This is a genomic window from Escherichia sp. WS1265 (assembly GCF_046487585.1).
In the GTDB taxonomy this organism is placed as follows: domain Bacteria; phylum Pseudomonadota; class Gammaproteobacteria; order Enterobacterales; family Enterobacteriaceae; genus Escherichia; species Escherichia coli.
In genome coordinates this window covers 36,822-54,222 of the sequence record NZ_JBJQJE010000027.1, presented here as the reverse complement: position 1 = coordinate 54,222, position 17,401 = coordinate 36,822, and the positions used below count along the sequence as shown (strand labels likewise).

20 protein-coding genes are annotated in these 17,401 nt (G+C 42.9%); all 20 read left to right on the top strand.

The annotated features are described in order from the left end of the window. Window positions 1-7: 7 nt before the first annotated feature. The 20 genes from ACJHX3_RS21905 (at window position 8) to pilP (ending at window position 17,387) form a co-directional block, all read left to right on the top strand. Window positions 8-643 carry a hypothetical protein gene (locus tag ACJHX3_RS21905; RefSeq protein WP_015059536.1) on the top strand — a complete coding sequence of 212 codons (636 nt, stop codon included), beginning with the start codon at window positions 8-10 and terminating at the stop codon, window positions 641-643. A 99-nt stretch (window positions 644-742) separates the two neighbouring features. After that, window positions 743-994 (top strand): type II toxin-antitoxin system Phd/YefM family antitoxin, encoded by a 252-nt coding sequence (locus ACJHX3_RS21900; RefSeq protein ID WP_000121741.1) that lies wholly within the window; start codon window positions 743-745, stop codon window positions 992-994. Then, on the top strand, window positions 984-1,265 hold the full coding sequence (locus tag ACJHX3_RS21895) for a type II toxin-antitoxin system RelE family toxin (RefSeq protein ID WP_000638823.1): 282 nt from the start codon (window positions 984-986) through the stop codon (window positions 1,263-1,265). The genes ACJHX3_RS21900 and ACJHX3_RS21895 overlap by 11 nt, the downstream gene beginning before the upstream one ends. Before the next feature lie 67 nt (window positions 1,266-1,332). Then, entirely contained in the window at window positions 1,333-1,632 is a 300-nt protein-coding gene (locus ACJHX3_RS21890; RefSeq protein WP_000835764.1) for a TrbM/KikA/MpfK family conjugal transfer protein, read from the top strand. 2 nt (window positions 1,633-1,634) lie between these two features. Then, window positions 1,635-2,870: a TcpQ domain-containing protein gene (locus tag ACJHX3_RS21885; RefSeq protein ID WP_015059538.1), complete on the top strand. Its 1,236-nt coding sequence runs from the start codon at window positions 1,635-1,637 to the stop codon at window positions 2,868-2,870. A 5-nt stretch (window positions 2,871-2,875) separates the two neighbouring features. Beyond that, window positions 2,876-3,313, top strand: a complete 438-nt coding sequence (pilM, locus tag ACJHX3_RS21880) for a type IV pilus biogenesis protein PilM (protein ID WP_000539665.1) — start codon at window positions 2,876-2,878, stop codon at window positions 3,311-3,313. A 118-nt stretch (window positions 3,314-3,431) separates the two neighbouring features. Continuing rightward, window positions 3,432-3,830, top strand: coding sequence for a hypothetical protein (locus ACJHX3_RS21875; RefSeq protein ID WP_001153665.1), 399 nt, complete (start codon window positions 3,432-3,434; stop codon window positions 3,828-3,830). Window positions 3,831-3,850: 20 nt separating this feature from the next. Continuing rightward, the gene (locus ACJHX3_RS21870) at window positions 3,851-4,435 is read left to right on the top strand and encodes a lytic transglycosylase domain-containing protein (RefSeq protein WP_001177113.1); all 585 of its coding nucleotides are present in this window, start codon (window positions 3,851-3,853) and stop codon (window positions 4,433-4,435) included. Next, window positions 4,435-4,725 carry a conjugal transfer protein gene (locus tag ACJHX3_RS21865; protein WP_000865479.1) on the top strand — a complete coding sequence of 97 codons (291 nt, stop codon included), beginning with the start codon at window positions 4,435-4,437 and terminating at the stop codon, window positions 4,723-4,725. Before ACJHX3_RS21870 ends, ACJHX3_RS21865 begins: the two co-directional genes overlap by 1 nt. Before the next feature lie 70 nt (window positions 4,726-4,795). Beyond that, window positions 4,796-5,116: a VirB3 family type IV secretion system protein gene (locus tag ACJHX3_RS21860; RefSeq protein ID WP_000362080.1), complete on the top strand. Its 321-nt coding sequence runs from the start codon at window positions 4,796-4,798 to the stop codon at window positions 5,114-5,116. A gap of 5 nt (window positions 5,117-5,121) precedes the next feature. Next, window positions 5,122-7,479, top strand: a complete 2,358-nt coding sequence (locus ACJHX3_RS21855; RefSeq protein ID WP_063078682.1) for a VirB4 family type IV secretion system protein — start codon at window positions 5,122-5,124, stop codon at window positions 7,477-7,479. Between the two features lie 165 nt (window positions 7,480-7,644). Continuing rightward, entirely contained in the window at window positions 7,645-8,379 is a 735-nt protein-coding gene (locus tag ACJHX3_RS21850; protein WP_000432282.1) for a virB8 family protein, read from the top strand. Between the two features lie 65 nt (window positions 8,380-8,444). Further along, window positions 8,445-9,146: a TrbG/VirB9 family P-type conjugative transfer protein gene (locus ACJHX3_RS21845; RefSeq protein WP_000274524.1), complete on the top strand. Its 702-nt coding sequence runs from the start codon at window positions 8,445-8,447 to the stop codon at window positions 9,144-9,146. Further along, window positions 9,136-10,275 (top strand): TrbI/VirB10 family protein, encoded by a 1,140-nt coding sequence (locus ACJHX3_RS21840; protein ID WP_000790640.1) that lies wholly within the window; start codon window positions 9,136-9,138, stop codon window positions 10,273-10,275. The genes ACJHX3_RS21845 and ACJHX3_RS21840 overlap by 11 nt, the downstream gene beginning before the upstream one ends. Window positions 10,276-10,293: 18 nt before the next feature. Then, entirely contained in the window at window positions 10,294-11,349 is a 1,056-nt protein-coding gene (virB11, locus tag ACJHX3_RS21835; protein WP_001059977.1) for a P-type DNA transfer ATPase VirB11, read from the top strand. Between the two features lie 15 nt (window positions 11,350-11,364). Next, window positions 11,365-13,323, top strand: a complete 1,959-nt coding sequence (locus ACJHX3_RS21830; RefSeq protein ID WP_015059539.1) for a type IV secretory system conjugative DNA transfer family protein — start codon at window positions 11,365-11,367, stop codon at window positions 13,321-13,323. A gap of 46 nt (window positions 13,324-13,369) precedes the next feature. Further along, on the top strand, window positions 13,370-13,912 hold the full coding sequence (locus ACJHX3_RS21825; RefSeq protein ID WP_001220544.1) for a sigma 54-interacting transcriptional regulator: 543 nt from the start codon (window positions 13,370-13,372) through the stop codon (window positions 13,910-13,912). Further along, the gene (locus tag ACJHX3_RS21820) at window positions 13,905-15,548 is read left to right on the top strand and encodes a PilN family type IVB pilus formation outer membrane protein (RefSeq protein WP_001035592.1); all 1,644 of its coding nucleotides are present in this window, start codon (window positions 13,905-13,907) and stop codon (window positions 15,546-15,548) included. Before ACJHX3_RS21825 ends, ACJHX3_RS21820 begins: the two co-directional genes overlap by 8 nt. A gap of 38 nt (window positions 15,549-15,586) precedes the next feature. Further along, a complete protein-coding gene (gene pilO2 / locus ACJHX3_RS21815) occupies window positions 15,587-16,909 on the top strand; it encodes a type 4b pilus protein PilO2 (RefSeq protein WP_000454142.1) in 1,323 nt (440 codons plus the stop codon). Then, window positions 16,893-17,387: a type IV pilus biogenesis protein PilP gene (gene pilP / locus ACJHX3_RS21810; protein ID WP_000912553.1), complete on the top strand. Its 495-nt coding sequence runs from the start codon at window positions 16,893-16,895 to the stop codon at window positions 17,385-17,387. The genes pilO2 and pilP overlap by 17 nt, the downstream gene beginning before the upstream one ends. Window positions 17,388-17,401 lie beyond the last annotated feature (14 nt).

The following is a 17,401-nucleotide window of genomic DNA, read 5'->3' as shown; positions in this document are numbered from 1 at the left end:
GAACACCATGAAATCCATCATTTTATCGATGGTTGCCGCCACCGCATTACTGTCAGGCTGCGCGGATAGCAAAACACAACCAGTACCTGAGTCACCGTTAACCTCAAATGACCACCAGATAACGTTGAAAATTGATACCGTGCGAACAGACCTGCCGGACAGTTCTCCTGTTTGTTTGAATGGTATGAATATATACGAAAGTCTGAGCGAGCGGCATCCAGGCTTGTTTGCCAAAAATCAGAACGTGATTTTCCGTAGTGCATTCTTTGATGACGGTCAGGCGATATCCTCCGAAACAATCCGCAAAATAATGCAGAGTACCCCGTGCGTTGAATCACAAACAACATCTGCCGGAAGCTGGGAACCTGCCACGGAACTGATCCCCCGTCAGGCAATATCCGGTGACACTACACTGGCTGAAAAAGATCGGACTGCTGGCTTCACAATGCGGATAGCACCGGAGATTGAGCGTGGAAATTTCCACCTGCTACTCACAACCACTGACCCGATACGGAAACTGACTGTCAAGCAGAATATTTTACTCAAACCGGACCAGCCCCTTATCGTGAGTGGTTTTACTGGAGTTAATGCTGATAGCCAAAGTGAGAACCGGATTGTCATCATTACGCCACACGTGCGTTGATTCCCAACCCCGGATCATTTTTGTCGTTCCCCGCAATCAAAAGCACCTTTAAAAGTCTTTTTAAGGTGCTACAATCTCCATGATACAAATGGAGGACTTATGAGCTACCAAATTCTGACTACGACAGCAGCCAGTATTACTGACCTGAAAAAAAATCCTATGGGAACTGTAGCCGAAGGAGAAGGGGATGCCGTCGCAATCCTGAACCGAAATGAACCAGCGTTCTACTGTGTCCCACCAGAACTTTATGCCTACTACCGGGAACTCGCTGAAGACGCTGAACTCAACGCAATTGCTGATGAAAGAATGAAAAATCCAGACATTGTAAGGGTTAACCTGGATGATTTATGAACTGGCATTTGACCACAGAGCACTGAAGGAATGGCAAAAACTCGGTCACACTGTTCGTGAGCAATTCAAAAAGAAACTGTCAGAACGCCTGATAAATCCACGCGTCCCCGCAGCCAAGCTACATGGTCATACTGACCGTTACAAAATTAAGCTTCGCGCATCCGGTTACAGGCTCGTTTATCAGGTAATTGATGAGAAGGTCGTTTTGCTTGTGATTTCTGTGGGAAAAAGAGAAGGCAGCGACGTCTATCACATGGCAGATACCCGCTGATATTTTAAACCTGTCAAGTAACCCGCCTCGTGCGGGTTTTCTTTTGCCTGAAATATGGAGGAACACCATGAAATCCATCATTTTATCGATGGTTGCCGCAAGTGCTATCGCACTCACTGCCCCCGTATATGCGTCTGATCCGTGTGCTTCCGTTCTTTGTCTGTACGGTAAAGCTATCGGTAGCGGCGGCGGGAGCGAATGCAAAAGCGCCGAAAAGGACTTCTTTAATATCATCAAAAAGAAAAAGGGATCTATTCGCTGGAGCAAAACCTTTGATGCCCGAAAAGCGTTTCTTAATCAATGCACGACCGCAGACCCTGCGGCGATCTCAAAAATCATGAGTAAGTTCGGACGTTCCTGGGGTTAACCATGAAAAAGCTCATTATTATTCCCACCACATTATTGCTGAATGCGTGTTCCCATGCCCCTGAACCCGCACAGGCAAAAGGAGGTTGGTATGAACTGAATACCACAATTGAGCAGGTAAGAGCAGACACATACTATAACGGGGTGGCCCTTCAGCAGCCCGTGTCACAGCCAAACAGCACTGTTCAATACAGCAATGATAATTATCTCAAAAAGGAAGCCATAAACGTAACTCCCGCGCCTCGTATTGCAGAAACCGTAAAACCACGTTCTGAGCAATCAGCGACAGCGCCAAAAAACCAGGGCAGCAATAATAGTTTTCTGAAGCCGACAACAAACAGCATAACTTCATCTGGTGAGATAAAAACAGCAGCCAAAGGAGCAACTAAACAGCATTCTGAACAACCAGCACTCTCTCCCGCAAAGCCAATCAGTAGCAACAACCATCAGGCACAAACGGCACAAAAGACTGATCAGCAGACAAAACCGCGTCCTGAACAACCACCGCTAATGTCAAAAAGCGGTTTTCTGAAAAAAAACGCTAACAACGCTGTTCCGGCCACCACGCTTACAGGCCCATCAACACCTGAAAAGCAAATTTACTTTGTTCGCCATGATGGTAAAGGCTCGCTGCAAAAAGCATTAAAAGAAATTGTCCCATCGGACTGGACGGCTGAAATATCCCCGGAGGTAACGAAAACTTTCCGTCGCACGATATCCTGGCAGGGCAACGATCAATGGCCTTATGTCCTGGATAAAATGCTTCGCAACTACGGTCTGACGGTAATTAAGAACACCGAAAAAAGACATCTTCTGATTGATTTTCAACAACAGAAAGGGAAAACATCACAAAAAGCACCTGTATCTCCTGACAAAACCCCTGCATCTCCTGTCAGGACACCAGTTTCCTCTGACAAGTTACCTCAAAAACCGCTAACGCCTGTCACCGTTCCGCAAAAACAGACAGAAAAACTCACCTGGAATCTTAAAAAAGGTTCGACGCTGCGGGATGGCCTCACCGAATGGGCGTCAAGTTCACCGTGTGGTAATTCAACCTGGAATCTTGTATGGGATACTCCTGTGAACTACAGAATAGATGCTCCTCTTATTTTCCGGGGAAACTTTGAATCTGCATTAAAAGATACGCTGATGCTTTATCTTTCAGCAGATAAACCGTTATACGCATTCAGGAATATTTCACAATGCGTAATCACAATTAAAGACACACAACAGGAGTAATCGCTATGGGTTGGTTCTTCAGCTTGCTCCTGATATTCCTGTCAATAGGCAGTTACTATCTGACAGATAACAATAACCAAACCATACAGCGAATGAAGTTGCTTCCTGCAAAACAGGAAGCAATTGAATTTGTCCATTTCGCAAATGTTATCAATGACTATCTTTATAAATATCCAGACAAACGTAATTCAGGAGGAACGTTAACATCTGAGCAAATCGGTATAACACCCGTTTATGATATTCATCATATTATTTACGGTAAGCGAGTTTATATCTGGTCTGCCGATACAGAAGGTCTGATGTCTGCTTTGCAGCAGCAAACAAAACATTCAGCAATGTTAGGAAGAGTAAAAAATAAGAAGATTGTCGATAATCAGGGGAATGATATGGGCGTTCCCGTTCCTTCCTCCATTCCAGAAGAGGCTATTGTACTCATTAACTAAATATCCCCTGACAAGGGGATTCTGAACTGGAGTCTGCATATCCGACACATCATTATGTGGGCCGGATATATCGCTACGGCGCGGACTTCAGTCCAGAAAATCTTTACCGGAGATACCCATGCAGGATAATGATGATCTCAGCGAGCTTGATATTGCCACTCGTGAAGTCCTTATCTTACGATGCAATCTTATTCAGCTTGCTTCTGAATATATAAAAATAAATCCCCTTAAAAACACCCGAATCTATACAGATTTAATTCATCGTTCAGCAGATGTTATCAAAAATATCGAACAAGGTAACATCCAGAATAAACATAATTATCTGTCACAGGATGTAAAACATACGCTTGTTTTATACGACCTGTACAAATCAGACTTTGAACAATGTCCGGGGGCAAAATCCCTTATACCTGTCAGGGAAAAAATTGTCTCGCTGAAAGAACTTCTTTCCGGCGCTAATGAGCTGGACAGTATCGTTCGTCGCCCCCGCAGGAAAAAACGTTCTTCACGAATTTAATATCAGGAGATAAATCCCTTATGCAGTTATCAGCGGCTGTTCTGGCAGCACTGATAAGTCAGTGTGCCCCTGATGTATCACCCGATACGATGAATGCCCTGATTATGACTGAATCAGGGGCTAATCCATATGTAATAGCGAATGTTTCTGACGGAACAAGTAAGTATTTTAAAGATGAAAAAGGAGCTATTGAATATGCAGAAAAATTAACAGCAGAAAATAAAAGATTTAGTGCAGGTCTGACACAGATATACAGCAAAAATTTCCCATCACTCAATCTGACTAATAAAACAGTTTTTGACCCGTGTACAAATATAAAAGCAGGAGCGGCAGTCCTGACGGACAATTATCTGAGACAAAAGGAGGGTAGTAGTAATCAAAAAATTCTCCGCGCTTTATCTTTGTATTATTCGGGTAACGAATCAACAGGATTTATTAAAGAAAAGAAATTCAACAACACTTCTTATCTGGAACGGGTTATTCGTAACGCGAATAACTATATCGTGCCATCAATCCGTGAAAAAACTGATGAATCAGAAATAAAACCCCCGAATGATGAAGAGAAAACATCACCGGACTGGGATGTTTTTGGAGATTTTAATTAATGAAAGTCAAATCAACTTTGCAGTATTTTATCCTGGCGTTTTTCCTGTCACTAACCGCCTCCGTTGCCTATGCAGGTGGACTCGACACCGCAACAAATACCATGACAGAACTTAAGACATGGGCATTTAGCTTTGGTGGTGTTTGTGCTTTGTGTTACCTGATCTATAACGTCATCATGGCATTCATGGAGAAGAAAAGCTGGTCTGATGTAGGAATGGCGCTTGTCTATTGTTCCCTCGCTGGCGGTGCACTTTACGCCGGGAACTGGGCGCTGGAACTCTTCAAATAAGTAATCCATATATACAACTGTGCCGCATATTTACCTTATGTGTGAATTGCGGCTTTTTTCATGGTGAGTTATGGACAAAGTAAATGAACATGTCAGTGAGTCATTCATGACTTATAACGGGTTTAACCGTCCTGCGTTAATTGCTGGTATACCCTTAATGTTGTTATTGTTCACGGCTTTTTTCGCTGTTCTGACAGGCTTCCCCGCTATTTTCCTTTGGGGTATAAAAGGGATAATTATTCCTGTCATATGTGCGCTGTTTCTTTTTATAGTAAAACTGGCCTGTGAAAATGACTCAAACGCACTAAGAGTCATCCGTTTAAACCTTATGGGGCTTTTGTTAAAAATCCGCCACAGAGATTTAATTATTGGTTATTCATCTGTCAGGTAACATATATGCACAAAATCAAATTAAAAAACAGTGACAATATGGATGTTGCTCGTGAATATCCCGATTATCGCTTCCATGTAACAGACAGTATTATCTTTACTTCTGACAGAAAAATGCTGGCTTCACTTGTTGTAGCAGGCATTCCATTTGAGACGGAGAACGATAATGTTCTTACAAATTTATTTAACAGCGTTAAAAACTTCCTGATTGGGTTAGGAAAGGAAGGCGACCTGTATTTATGGACTCATCTTATCAAGAAAAGAGCAACCATCAATGGAGAATGGAATTATGACAATGATTTTTTAAGCAGGTTTTCAAAAAAATACCTTGCTCTGTTCACATCCAGCGCATTCTATAAATCAACATGGTATCTGACATTTGGGATTCCCTACGATGATGTTGATACCGGAATCGAGCGCATGAATGAAATGACACAACAGGCGCAAAAAGCACTTCTACCATTTAACGCTTCTTTATTATCCGTATACAATACTTATATTAGTGAGGTGGCAGACTATCTATCACTATTGCTAAATGCAGAACATAACATGATTCCTTTATCATCCACCCCCTTATCATCCAGTATTTGTGATTCTGAATGGTATTTTGGTGCTGATGTTCTTGAACTGCGTAACAACGAATCGGATAGTAAAAAATTCGCAACGAATTATATTTTGAAGGATTTCCCGATAGAAACAACCCCCGGACAATGGGATTTCCTTCTCAAACAACCCTATGAATTTATTCTTACTCAATCCTTTATTTTTGAGTCACCAACAAAAACCCTGAAGAATATCGATTCACAGTTAAACAAACTACAATCAGCTAATGATGCAGCCAAAATACAGCAGGAAGAACTCGAAGCTGGTAAAGAAGCGGTCGCAGCCGGAATTACGTTGTTTGGTTCACTACACTGCGCATTAACGGTATTCGGTGATACACCAGATCAGGCCAGAAGCAATGGTATAAAGCTCTCTGCTGAGTTTATTACTTCGGGTAAGGGATTCCGCTTCAGTCGCGCCTCACTCGCATCACCTTTTGTTTTTTTCAGTCATATGCCGCTGAATAAGAGGCGTCCACTGGATACCCGAAGAACAATTACCAACCTGGCCTGTCTGATGTCTTTTCACAATTATTCCTCCGGGAAAAAATCAGGCAATCCTATTGGTGATGGCTCCGCCATAATGCCTTTAAAAACGGATTCAGGCAGCGTTTACTGGTTCAATACACATTACAGCCCACCGGAAAAAAATGTTACCGGGCAAAAAATTGCCGGACACGCAATGTTTCTTGGCGCAACAGGCACAGGGAAAACAACATTTGAAGCAACAGCCAGCGGCTTTCTTCAACGCTTTGACCCTTTAATGTTTGTTGTGGATTACAACCGTTCTACCGAACTTTTTGTCCGCGCATACGGAGGGAGCTATTTCACATTGCAGGAAGGTATCTATACCGGCTGCAATCCGTGGCAACTGGCAGAAGGCCCGGAATCTCCCGTCTGGCACAGACTTCTCGCATTTCTGAAACGCTGGACACAGGTTCTGGCACGAGACAACCAGGGCAACCCCTGTTCTGATGAACATGGCATTGAATTAAACGCTGCCGTGGAAAGCATTATGCGAATGCCTGTCGAAGAACGCCGGACAGCCCTTCTTCTCGATATAGTCAGTCCTGAACTTCAGACGCGTCTCGCCAAATGGTGCGACAACGGCGAATATGCCTGGGCGGTGGATTCCCCCCGGAATACCTTCAATCCACTGCATCATAAAAAAGTGGGATTTGATACAACCGTTGTCCTGGACACAAAAAACGGTATTCATCCTGCCTGTGAACCTTTACTCGCGGTCCTGTTTTTCTACAAAGAAATCATGCAACGCGGCGGCAATCTGATGCTCTCCATTATTGAAGAGTTCTGGATGCCAGCAAACTTTCCCATGACACAAAGCATGATTAAAAGCGCACTGAAAGCGGGGCGCATGAAAGGTGAAATGATGTGGTTAACATCACAGTCCCCGGAAGACGCCATAAACTGCGCAATTTTTGCGGCGCTGGTACAACAAACCGCAACGAAAATTCTCCTGCCCAATCCCGATGCAAAATGGGAAGGATATAAAGAAATTGGGCTTACTGAAAAAGAGTTTGAAAAACTCAAAGAACTGACGAAGGAGTCAAGGACCATGCTCATCAAGCAATCTGGCTCTTCTGTTTTCGCCAAAATGGATTTGTTTGGATTCGATGAGTTTATCCCCGTGCTTTCTGGCTCTGAAACTGGCCTGTCTATTTTTGATGAGATTATTGCTGAAAAAGGAGATGTAGCTCCTGATATCTGGATACCAGAACTCCTGAAACGCCTGAACGGTTAATTTCTCTGTTTTATACAGAACGGAAAACAATATGAAAATCCCCCTCATAATTGCCTCCGCGCTATTAATTAGTGCATGTTCTCACACCCCCAATCCTGTGCAGAAAAAAGGGGGATGGTTTGAGTTAAACACAGCAATTGAACAGATCAAAGCAGGTGATTATTAATGGAAAACACAAACTATTATGAACATTCAAAAAAAGAAGCCTCCAAAAAGAAATTTGAAGAAAAGAACGAAAAAAAGGATTATTTCAAGGCCATACGTGACTTTGAGCGTAGTGAAATTGAAATCATAAAGAAAAAGGCAAAAACATTTACCATTCTCGCCATTGGTGAATTTGTTGTAATTTGCATTCTTGGTTTCGCAATAGCCTCCCTTGCTCCATTAAAAACCGCTGTACCGTTCCTTGTGCGAGTGGATAACAGCACTGGATATACTGATATTGCCCCTCAATTATCTGATGCTAAGGAAAGTTATCAGGATGTTGAGACTAAATATTTCCTGTCAAAATATCTCATTAACTATGAAGCATACGACTGGCAGACTATCCAGGAACAGGCCGATACAGTAAAAACAATGTCTTCCCAAAAGGTGTTTTCAGCTTATGACACCATGATTCGTGCTGATTCCTCACCACTGAACATTCTGAAAAACAACTACAAAATTAAGGTCCAGATTAATTCAGTAATCCTTCTAAGGAAGGATATGGCGCAGGTGCGTTTCAAAAAAATGGTACTGGATTTATCTGGTAAACCCGCCCCCGGATACAGAGCAACAGAGTGGATTTCGACGATTTCTTTTGACTGGGATAAAGATATCAAAACAGAAAAAGAGCGCCTTGTGAATCCGCTGGGACTGCAAGTTCTGAGCTACCAACCTGATCCAGAGGTTATAAAATGATGCTTAAACGCACTACTGCGATAGTTCTTTTGTCGATGCTACAAGTACCTGGTGCTTTAGCAGCTATGTACGGCACACCATCGGAACGAGACGGGCGTATTCAGACCGTAGATTATAACGAGCAGGATGTATTTAATGTGCGCGTAAAAGCAGGCGCACAAACAACAATTAAGTTCGGACAAGACGAAACAATAAAAGATGTCGGAATTGGTGATCCAGAAGCCTGGTCAGTATCGGTCAGGGACAACACTCTGTTTCTGCGTCCAAAAGCAGAAGAACCGGATACAAACGTTACCGTTCAGACCAATAAGCATATATATCCTCTTTACCTGATATCAACCACGAAACAACCCACGTATATTCTGCGTTTTAATTATCCGAAACCACCGTCAGCTACCGTAATGACTGAAAAGCCATTTCCATGCACTGATGGTGGAATAATTAATGGTCATTATCAACTCAAGGGGGACAAATCAATTTTCCCTTATCAGGTATGGGATAATGGCGAATTTACATGCATGAGATGGACTAATAAACAGGAAATTCCGGTCCTTTATCGTGTTGATGCCGATGGAAATGAACATCTGGTTAACGGAGACAGAAATAAAAACACAATGGTTTACTATGACGTGGCTGAAAATCTCCGTTTGCGCCTGGGTGATCAGGTTGCAGATATCAGAACATCATCAATCGTTAATCGTCCGTGGAATAAAAAAGGTACGTCAAACGGAAAAACACGAGTAGAGAAGTTCAGCTATGAAAAATAAAGATGATGAAAAAAATAATGACGCGGGAAATCGCGGAATTATCGAAGTAAAAGGTAAAGCAGCACCAAAAAAAATATTAATCCTCATCATATTACTGATTGCCGCGTTATTTGTGATCATTATCTTGTTTAAAGTTCTTTCACGAGAACAGGTCGTTCAGCAAACACCTCTTGAGAAGTCTGACGAGACACTGGTCACAAATACCAACAATGGCGTTTCACTGACAACAATGATGAAAAACATCGAAGAAAAGGAAAAACTCGATGCCGCTAACCGCAGGAAAGCACAGGAGGAGCAAGAACAGAAACAGGCAGACAATGCCCCGTCAGCGCCAGCATCACAAAAGGCCGATCAAACAGCCGTCAATGTGATAGCCAACGGCAGTCCCCAAACCGCCAGTGGAGATCCAAACCAACCACAACCATTGCCAAAATCCGTCCGACAACTGATGGGCGACACAATGGTGAAGATCGACAATCAGGAACCAGGCGAAAAAAACCAGGAAAGAGATGATTTACAGGGCAGTCAGTACGCAGACGGAAAGGTATCCCCTGTGCTGAACCGCCGATATCTGTTATCTGCGGGAACAGCATTATCCTGTGTGCTCAAAACGAAAATCGTAACCTCTTATCCCGGTATCACAATGTGTCAGTTAACACGAGACGTCTGGTCGGATAACGGCGAAGTGCTTCTTGCCCGTAAAGGAGCATTACTGATCGGGGAGCAGAATAAAGTCATGACACAGGGAGTAGCCCGTGTGTTCGTTAACTGGACAACGCTCAAAGATGAAAATGTCAATGTGCGCATTGGCGCACTTGGCACTGACAGTCTGGGCGCTTCCGGCCTTCCTGCATGGGTCGATAATCATTTTGGTCAGCGTTTTGGTGGTGCATTGCTGCTGTCATTACTTGGTGATGGTTTAGATATTCTGAAAAACAGCACGCAACAAACAGGCTCAAACAGCAATATCACCTACGAAAACACATCTGACGCAACAAAAGAAATGGCAAAAACAACGCTGGACAATACGATAAATATTCCCCCCACGGCATATATTAATCAGGGGACTGTATTGTCTGTTATTGTTCCGCGAAATATCGACTTTTCATCCGTATATGAACTTCAGTAATTCAGTAAAGCAATTGATATGAATAACATCAGAGATACCAGTAATACATCACAACCACGAGATAACAGTAAAACCGCAAGACGATATCTGGATATGACGGGTATCCAGTCTGTTCTTAATATTGAACATGTCACAGAAATATCTGTGAATAAACCAGGAACAATATGGTTTGAAGGGAAAAATGGCTGGGAATCTAAAGATGCGCCAGACGCGACTTTTGATAATTTAATGACACTTGCCAAAACTCTGACGAACTTATCAAAGATAAAAATACCACTTAGCCATGATAATCCCATTGCATCGGTAGTTCTTCCCGGTGGGGAACGTGGACAAATCATCATTCCACCTGCAACGGAAAATAACAGCGTTGTGATATCTATCCGCAAGCCATCATTAACACGCTTCACTATAGATGATTATGTCCGAACAGGGCGTTTTGATAATGTCAGGATTGCAACAAAACACGAAGCAATACTGACTGAACGGCAACGCTACCTGTATGAATTATCCCGGCGTCCGGATGGTCAATCTAAAGCTCAATTTTTAAGAGAGGCAGTTAAAGACCGTCTTAATTTTTTAATCGTAGGTGGGACTGGCTCCGGTAAGACAACTATAGCAAAGGCAATTGCAGATATCTTTCCACCTGAACGGCGTTATATAACCGTTGAAGATGTACCGGAAATGTCTCTGCCGCTGCATCCAAACCACATCCGGCTTTTCTACAAAAAAAATACCGTTGAAGCGAAGGAAATCATTGAAGCGTGTATGCGATTAAAGCCAGATCACATCTTTCTTGCTGAACTTAGGGGTAACGAAGCATGGAGTTATCTGGAGGCGCTTAATACAGGGCATGAAGGCTCAATCAGTACCATTCATGCTAATAATACTTATGCCTCATTTTCACGACTGGCAAGTATTGTAAAACAATCTGATGTTGGTATGACTGTTGATATGGACCTCATCATGCGCACGATAAAAACATCAATTGATGTCATTCTTTTTTTCAACCATACCAGAATGACTGAACTGTATTACGAACCCGAAGAAAAAAATCGTTTTTTGAGCACAATGTAAATTGTGGAGATAACTATGAATGCAAAAAAGATGGGGGGGTTAATTCTCTTCCTGTTACTGCTTCTTGTGGGTGTGCTTATAGCCTCAAACTATCTCGGTGGATACACAGCATTAAGATATTCATCCGTTGATATGTCTTTGCTCAAGTGGGATACATTCCATTCTGTAATCTCAACATTTTCTGGCAACCCACAATATAAAAAACTCGTTTTTATGGCATGGTTTGGATTCAGCGTTCCATTAATATTCTTTGCCATATTCATGTTAATTGTCGTGATTGGGATTATGCCTAAAAAAGTCATCTACGGTGACGCCCGGCTCGCAACTGATATGGACCTGAGTAAATCAGGTTTTTTCCCGGATAAAAAATCACCTTACAAACATCCACCAATACTCATCGGTAAAATGTTCAAGGGGAGATACAAAAAACAATTTATTTATTTCGCCGGACAACAATTTTTAATTCTTTATGCCCCGACACGTTCTGGTAAAGGGGTGGGGATTGTTATCCCCAACTGCGTAAACTATCCAGGAAGTATGGTCATACTGGATATCAAACTTGAAAACTGGTTTTTATCAGCCGGATTCAGGCAAAAAGAATTAGGGCAAAAATGCTTTCTCTTTGCGCCCGCCGGATACGCGGAAACTATCGACCAGGCAATTAAAGGACAGATACGCTCTCACCGCTGGAATCCTCTGGATTGCGTCAGTCGCAGTGATTTACTTCGTGAAACGGACCTGGCAAAAATTGCCGCAATCCTTATCCCGGCAAGTGATGATCCTATATGGTCTGATTCTGCACGCAACCTTTTTGTCGGGTTAGGGCTTTACCTGCTGGACAAGGAGCGTTTTCACCTGGACCAGAAAGCCAAAGGTCATAATGCACCGGACGTCCTTGTTTCCATCAGCGCCATACTGAAAACGTCGATTCCCGATAATGGAAAAGATCTCGCCGCATGGATGGGACAGGAAGTTGAAAATCGTAGCTGGATTAGCGATAAAACAAAATCATTCTTCTTTGAGTTCATGTCAGCACCAGATCGCACAAGGGGAAGTATAAAAACGAACTTTTCATCACCACTGAATATATTCAGCAACCCTGTTACTGCTGAAGCGACGAATTTCAGTGATTTTGATATCCGGGATATTCGTAAAAAACCCATGTCAATTTATCTTGGTCTGACACCGGATGCCTTAATCACTCATGAGAAAATTGTAAACCTTTTCTTCTCATTACTGGTTAATGAAAACTGTCGTGAACTGCCGGAACATAACCCGGACCTGAAATACCAGTGCCTTATTCTCCTGGATGAATTTACATCAATGGGTAAATCGGAGGTCATTGAACGCGCTGTTGGTTTTACAGCAGGTTATAACCTTCGCTTTATGTTCATTCTTCAGAATGAAGGACAAGGGCAAAAAAGCGATATGTACGGTCAGGAAGGATGGACCACATTCACTGAAAACAGTGCTGTTGTGCTTTACTATCCGCCGAAATCAAAAAATGCTCTGGCTAAAAAGATTTCAGAAGAGATTGGGGTGCGTGATATGAAAATATCCAAACGCTCAATATCCAGTGGTGGTGGTAAGGGAGGAAGTTCACGTACACGGAATGATGATGTAATAGAGCGCCCGGTTCTTCTTCCTGAAGAAATTGTGTCTCTCCGGGATAAGAAGAATAAAGCCAGAAATATTGCAATCCGTGAAATTATAACCAGTGAATTTAGCCGACCATTTATTGCCAACAAAATAATCTGGTTTGAAGAACCAGAGTTTAAACGCCGCGTGGATATCGCCCGTAACAATCATGTTGACATTCCAAACCTGTTTACACAAGAAGTCATGGATGAAATAGCAAAAATTGCAGAAATTTATCTCCCTAAAGCTGGAGGAAAAAAAGTCATGGTTGCCGGAGGCAATGTGATTACTAATCCAGACCTTGATAATCACGATAAAACAGACGTATCTGAATAATCCTCGCAATAAAGATACTATTGATTAGCAAAGACAGGATTCTATTATGAGAATAAAACACTCGAATATGATAAATATGAATATGAATATGAATATGAATATGAATATGATGAAAGAAGCCATTGATGTTTTGATAAACTCTGAAAAACATATTCTGATTATAGGCGAAACTGGAACTGGAAAATCAACACTTTTAGCAGAATTGCTAATCAATGACACTGACGTTAAATATTTTGATTTCTGTGATATTTATAAACGCCATGAACACCTTCCCCTTCTAAAACACCATTATCTTTGCGATGAAAATTTTGATTATTTTGACTTTTTATCTGCACCTGAAAAAACGTTGGTTCTTAATAGTGTAGCCATCGGTAACAACTTACGGGAATCAAAAGTTGTTCAGTTTATTGTTCGATTTATTAAAACAGCCAGGAAACGTGGCAAACGTCTTATTGTTGTCACGACTCCTTCAGATGGCGGCGTGCAGATACAAAACCTTTTCGACACAGTTATATCGTTAACCCGCTCTCACGATGAAATAGGATGCACAGTTATCATTCCAGTACCGGAGTTAATTAAATATGAATAAAAAATTGCTTTGTTTATTAATATCCTCTTTTTTATTATCAGGCTGTGCAAACTTCAAAAAAATCAATACTAATGAACTTGCAGCCGAAAAAGACGCACAAAAAGCGACTGAATACGCGAAAAAAATTCGTAATAACCCGGTTATCCAGGACTCAACAAAACAATGGATTAATACAACGCCAATTATTGAAAAGCAGGTAAAGCAATCAGCGCCGCCCTGCCCGATTGTGATTAATACTCGTTCAGATATTGAGCTACGCCAGATCGCACAACGCATCACACAAACCTGTCATATCCCGGTACGAATCAGCGCCGATGTCTGGACCTATCTGAACGGTACAGGCACTGGCTCAACACAACAAATGACAGGATCAATTCCAGCACCGGATGCAAATGGAATGGTTCCTCTGGCGTCAGTAGGCAGTCAGCCAGTAAAAGTCTCTTCTGGCGGTACATCACTCCCGGAACTGAATATCTCCGGGCTTCCTGCCCTACTGCAAACCGTATCCTCACGGCTGGGAATATCCTGGAAATACGATAAAGGTCGTATCACATTCTTCTATCTGGAAACGCGCTCATTCCCGATCACATATATGGACAGCAATGTGGCATACAACTCAAAAGTTGTGAGCGGCACAATGTCTTCCAGCGGCAGTACCGGCTCTACCAGCTCTGGCGGTATGACTGGCGACGCATCAAATACGCAAACTACAACCGTGGAAATGAAATCATCGCTGTACAACGACCTGAAAAGCGAAGTTTCCTCAATGCTGACACCAGGCACAGGGCGCATGTATCTGTCCACTGGTTCACTGACAGTAACAGATACCCCGGATGTACTGGACAGCGTTCAGGAGATTGTGAACAAGCGCAATAATGAAATGAGTCGTCAGGTTGTGCTGAACGTTGAAATCCTGAGTATCAAGAAATCAAGCCAGGAACAGGCGGGAATCGACTGGAACGCAGTATTTAATGATGGTCATCTTGGTCTGAGTCTTGGTGGCTCATTTGGTAATGCCGCCGAGAATGTTATTACCAGTGGTGTATCCATCGTGGACGGTAAGCTGGCTGGCTCAAAAGCATTTCTGAAAGCCCTGTCGTCACAAGGCAGCGTCAGTGTCGTAACGCAAAACTCCGCTGTGACTAAAAACCTGACGCCCGTCCCTATGCAAATTGCCAATCAGCAGGGCTTCATTGAAAGTGTCACAACCGATTCCACCGCCAATGTGGGATCATCCACGTCACTGAATGCGGCAACAATAACGACCGGATTCAATATGACTCTGCTTCCATACATTCAGCCGGATTCACAAAACCTGCAATTGCTGTTCTCAATGAGTCTGTCTGACAAACCTACTTTTGAGGTGTTCGAAAGTGGCGGCAGTAAAGCACAAACACCGAATGTGGATTTGAAAACAATTAATCAGACTATTGACCTGAAATCAGGCCAGACAGTTATTCTGAGTGGATTCCAGCAATCAAACCGGAAAACCAGTAAGCAAGGTGTAATAACCCCCTCCTTCTTTGGACTTGGGGGTGGCATTAACAGCGAAGACGGCGACACGATTCTGGTCGTTTTGATTACACCAAATGTGCTTAATTCCGGCTCCAGTGCAGTAATAAAAAATGTGAACTAATTAACTGAAAACTCCCTGAAAAAACACAGGGAGTTTTTTTGGAGGTCACTTTGTCTGAGAATAATCAGAATAACCGGAATTTCACTTCGGTTATTAAAAACAAGCGTGCTTTTTTCTCCGGTCTGGACTGGAAAACGCTTCCTTCAGAAGAAAAGAATGCGCGTACATTCGCAAGAAAAAACGACGCTGAATATTTTCTCTCCTGTCAGTATCAGGATTCAGAAAATGAAACCAAAACGATGGTGGCATTTATCAGAAAAGAGGATCTTCCCACAGGGGCGTCCTCATTCTGGTCACTGGCACTGATGATAAAACCCCTCATCGAACCTGACGGATACGCTATCTGCGAACTCGGTGATCTTTATGGCTTTGTTTCCTGCGTCAATAACGTTCTCGTCAACGATGTTGTAGGTAACAAAAGTCAGATCATGAGTGCTCTGACAACATTTCTTGAGTTTAATGAAACACCAGAACCCGGCTGGAAACTATACCAGCCTGAATCATGGGATATCAGCCAGGCACTCCCCTCACTCACTCTGTCTGCGTTGATTGACGTAAAAAAACCGCCGAAAGAGGCGGCGTTTACTCGCGTATCCCGAAAACGTCAGTTCATGATTTATGGCGGAAGTGCCATTCTGGCCATACTGCTCTGGAACGGGATCACCATGTACCAGGAATACCGGGAAAAAGAAGCTGCGGCAGAAGCTGCACGTCTTCGTCTGGCAAAAGAAATGGCAGACAAACAGGCAATACAGATTGCCCCACCGTGGCAACATTTACCTGAAATAAAACCATTTATTGATAAATGCATTGATAAATGGGATGCACTGCCCTTATCGATCGCCGGATGGCGTTTTGACCTTGCTGAATGCAGCACATCCGGTAATGACGGGCTGTTACGCACATCATATAAGGAACTGAGCGGCGTTACGGTCGAGGACTTCAGCACACGGATACGAGAAATATTCCAGGGGACAACCACAGCAACTTTTGTATTGCCAGAAGGCAGCGCCGGGGGATTTTCTCTTCCTGTCAGTTTTGACGTTTCACCTGATCCAATTACCCCGGACACATTGCCACAGGCAACAGATATTCAGGAACGCCTGACAACATTTGCACAAAAAATGAGGTTAAAACTCACCTGGCAGGAAATTGAAAACACAAAAACAGATGAAGAAGGCCGTCCAATAATTCTCCCGTGGAACGAGTATGAATTAATGATTCAGACCAGCACCCCGCCTTCAATACTTTTCGCTAACTTTCATGAACCTGCCGTTCGCTTCCAGTATGCAGGAATAAAACTGGAAGAAGGAAGACTGAATTATGAGATTAAAGGTGCATTCTATGTTAAAAATAATTAAACCAACGATTATTTCTGTCTGTTTTTTCAGTTCACTTGCTTACGCAACAGAATCTGAAAGCACGCCAAAAGACGAAATAAAATATTCATCTCCGACCATTTTACAGGTAGAGCAGATTCAGGCTGAAACGGTAATTTACGAAGCAAAGCTGGCGCGTCAGAAGGCTGTCAGTGAATTGCGTAATCTTGATTTGAATGGTGTAGCGTCCGCAACGCCAGCAATAACGCCCTCTTCCGGGTATTCTTCTCTTGCAGATACCGATATACCAGCGCAACGTGTAGCCGCTAAATCACTTCGTGTTATTGAAATATTTGGTACACCACAACAAATGTCAGCACGAATTTCTCTCCTGGACGGGTCAGTAACTGATGTCAAGGTCGGGCAAAGTATTCCTGGTACTTCTTATAAGGTGGCATCAATCACCGGTAATGGCGTCTGGATTCAGAATGGTACAGAGAAACGCCAGCTTATTCTTTAATGCTATTGAAAGAG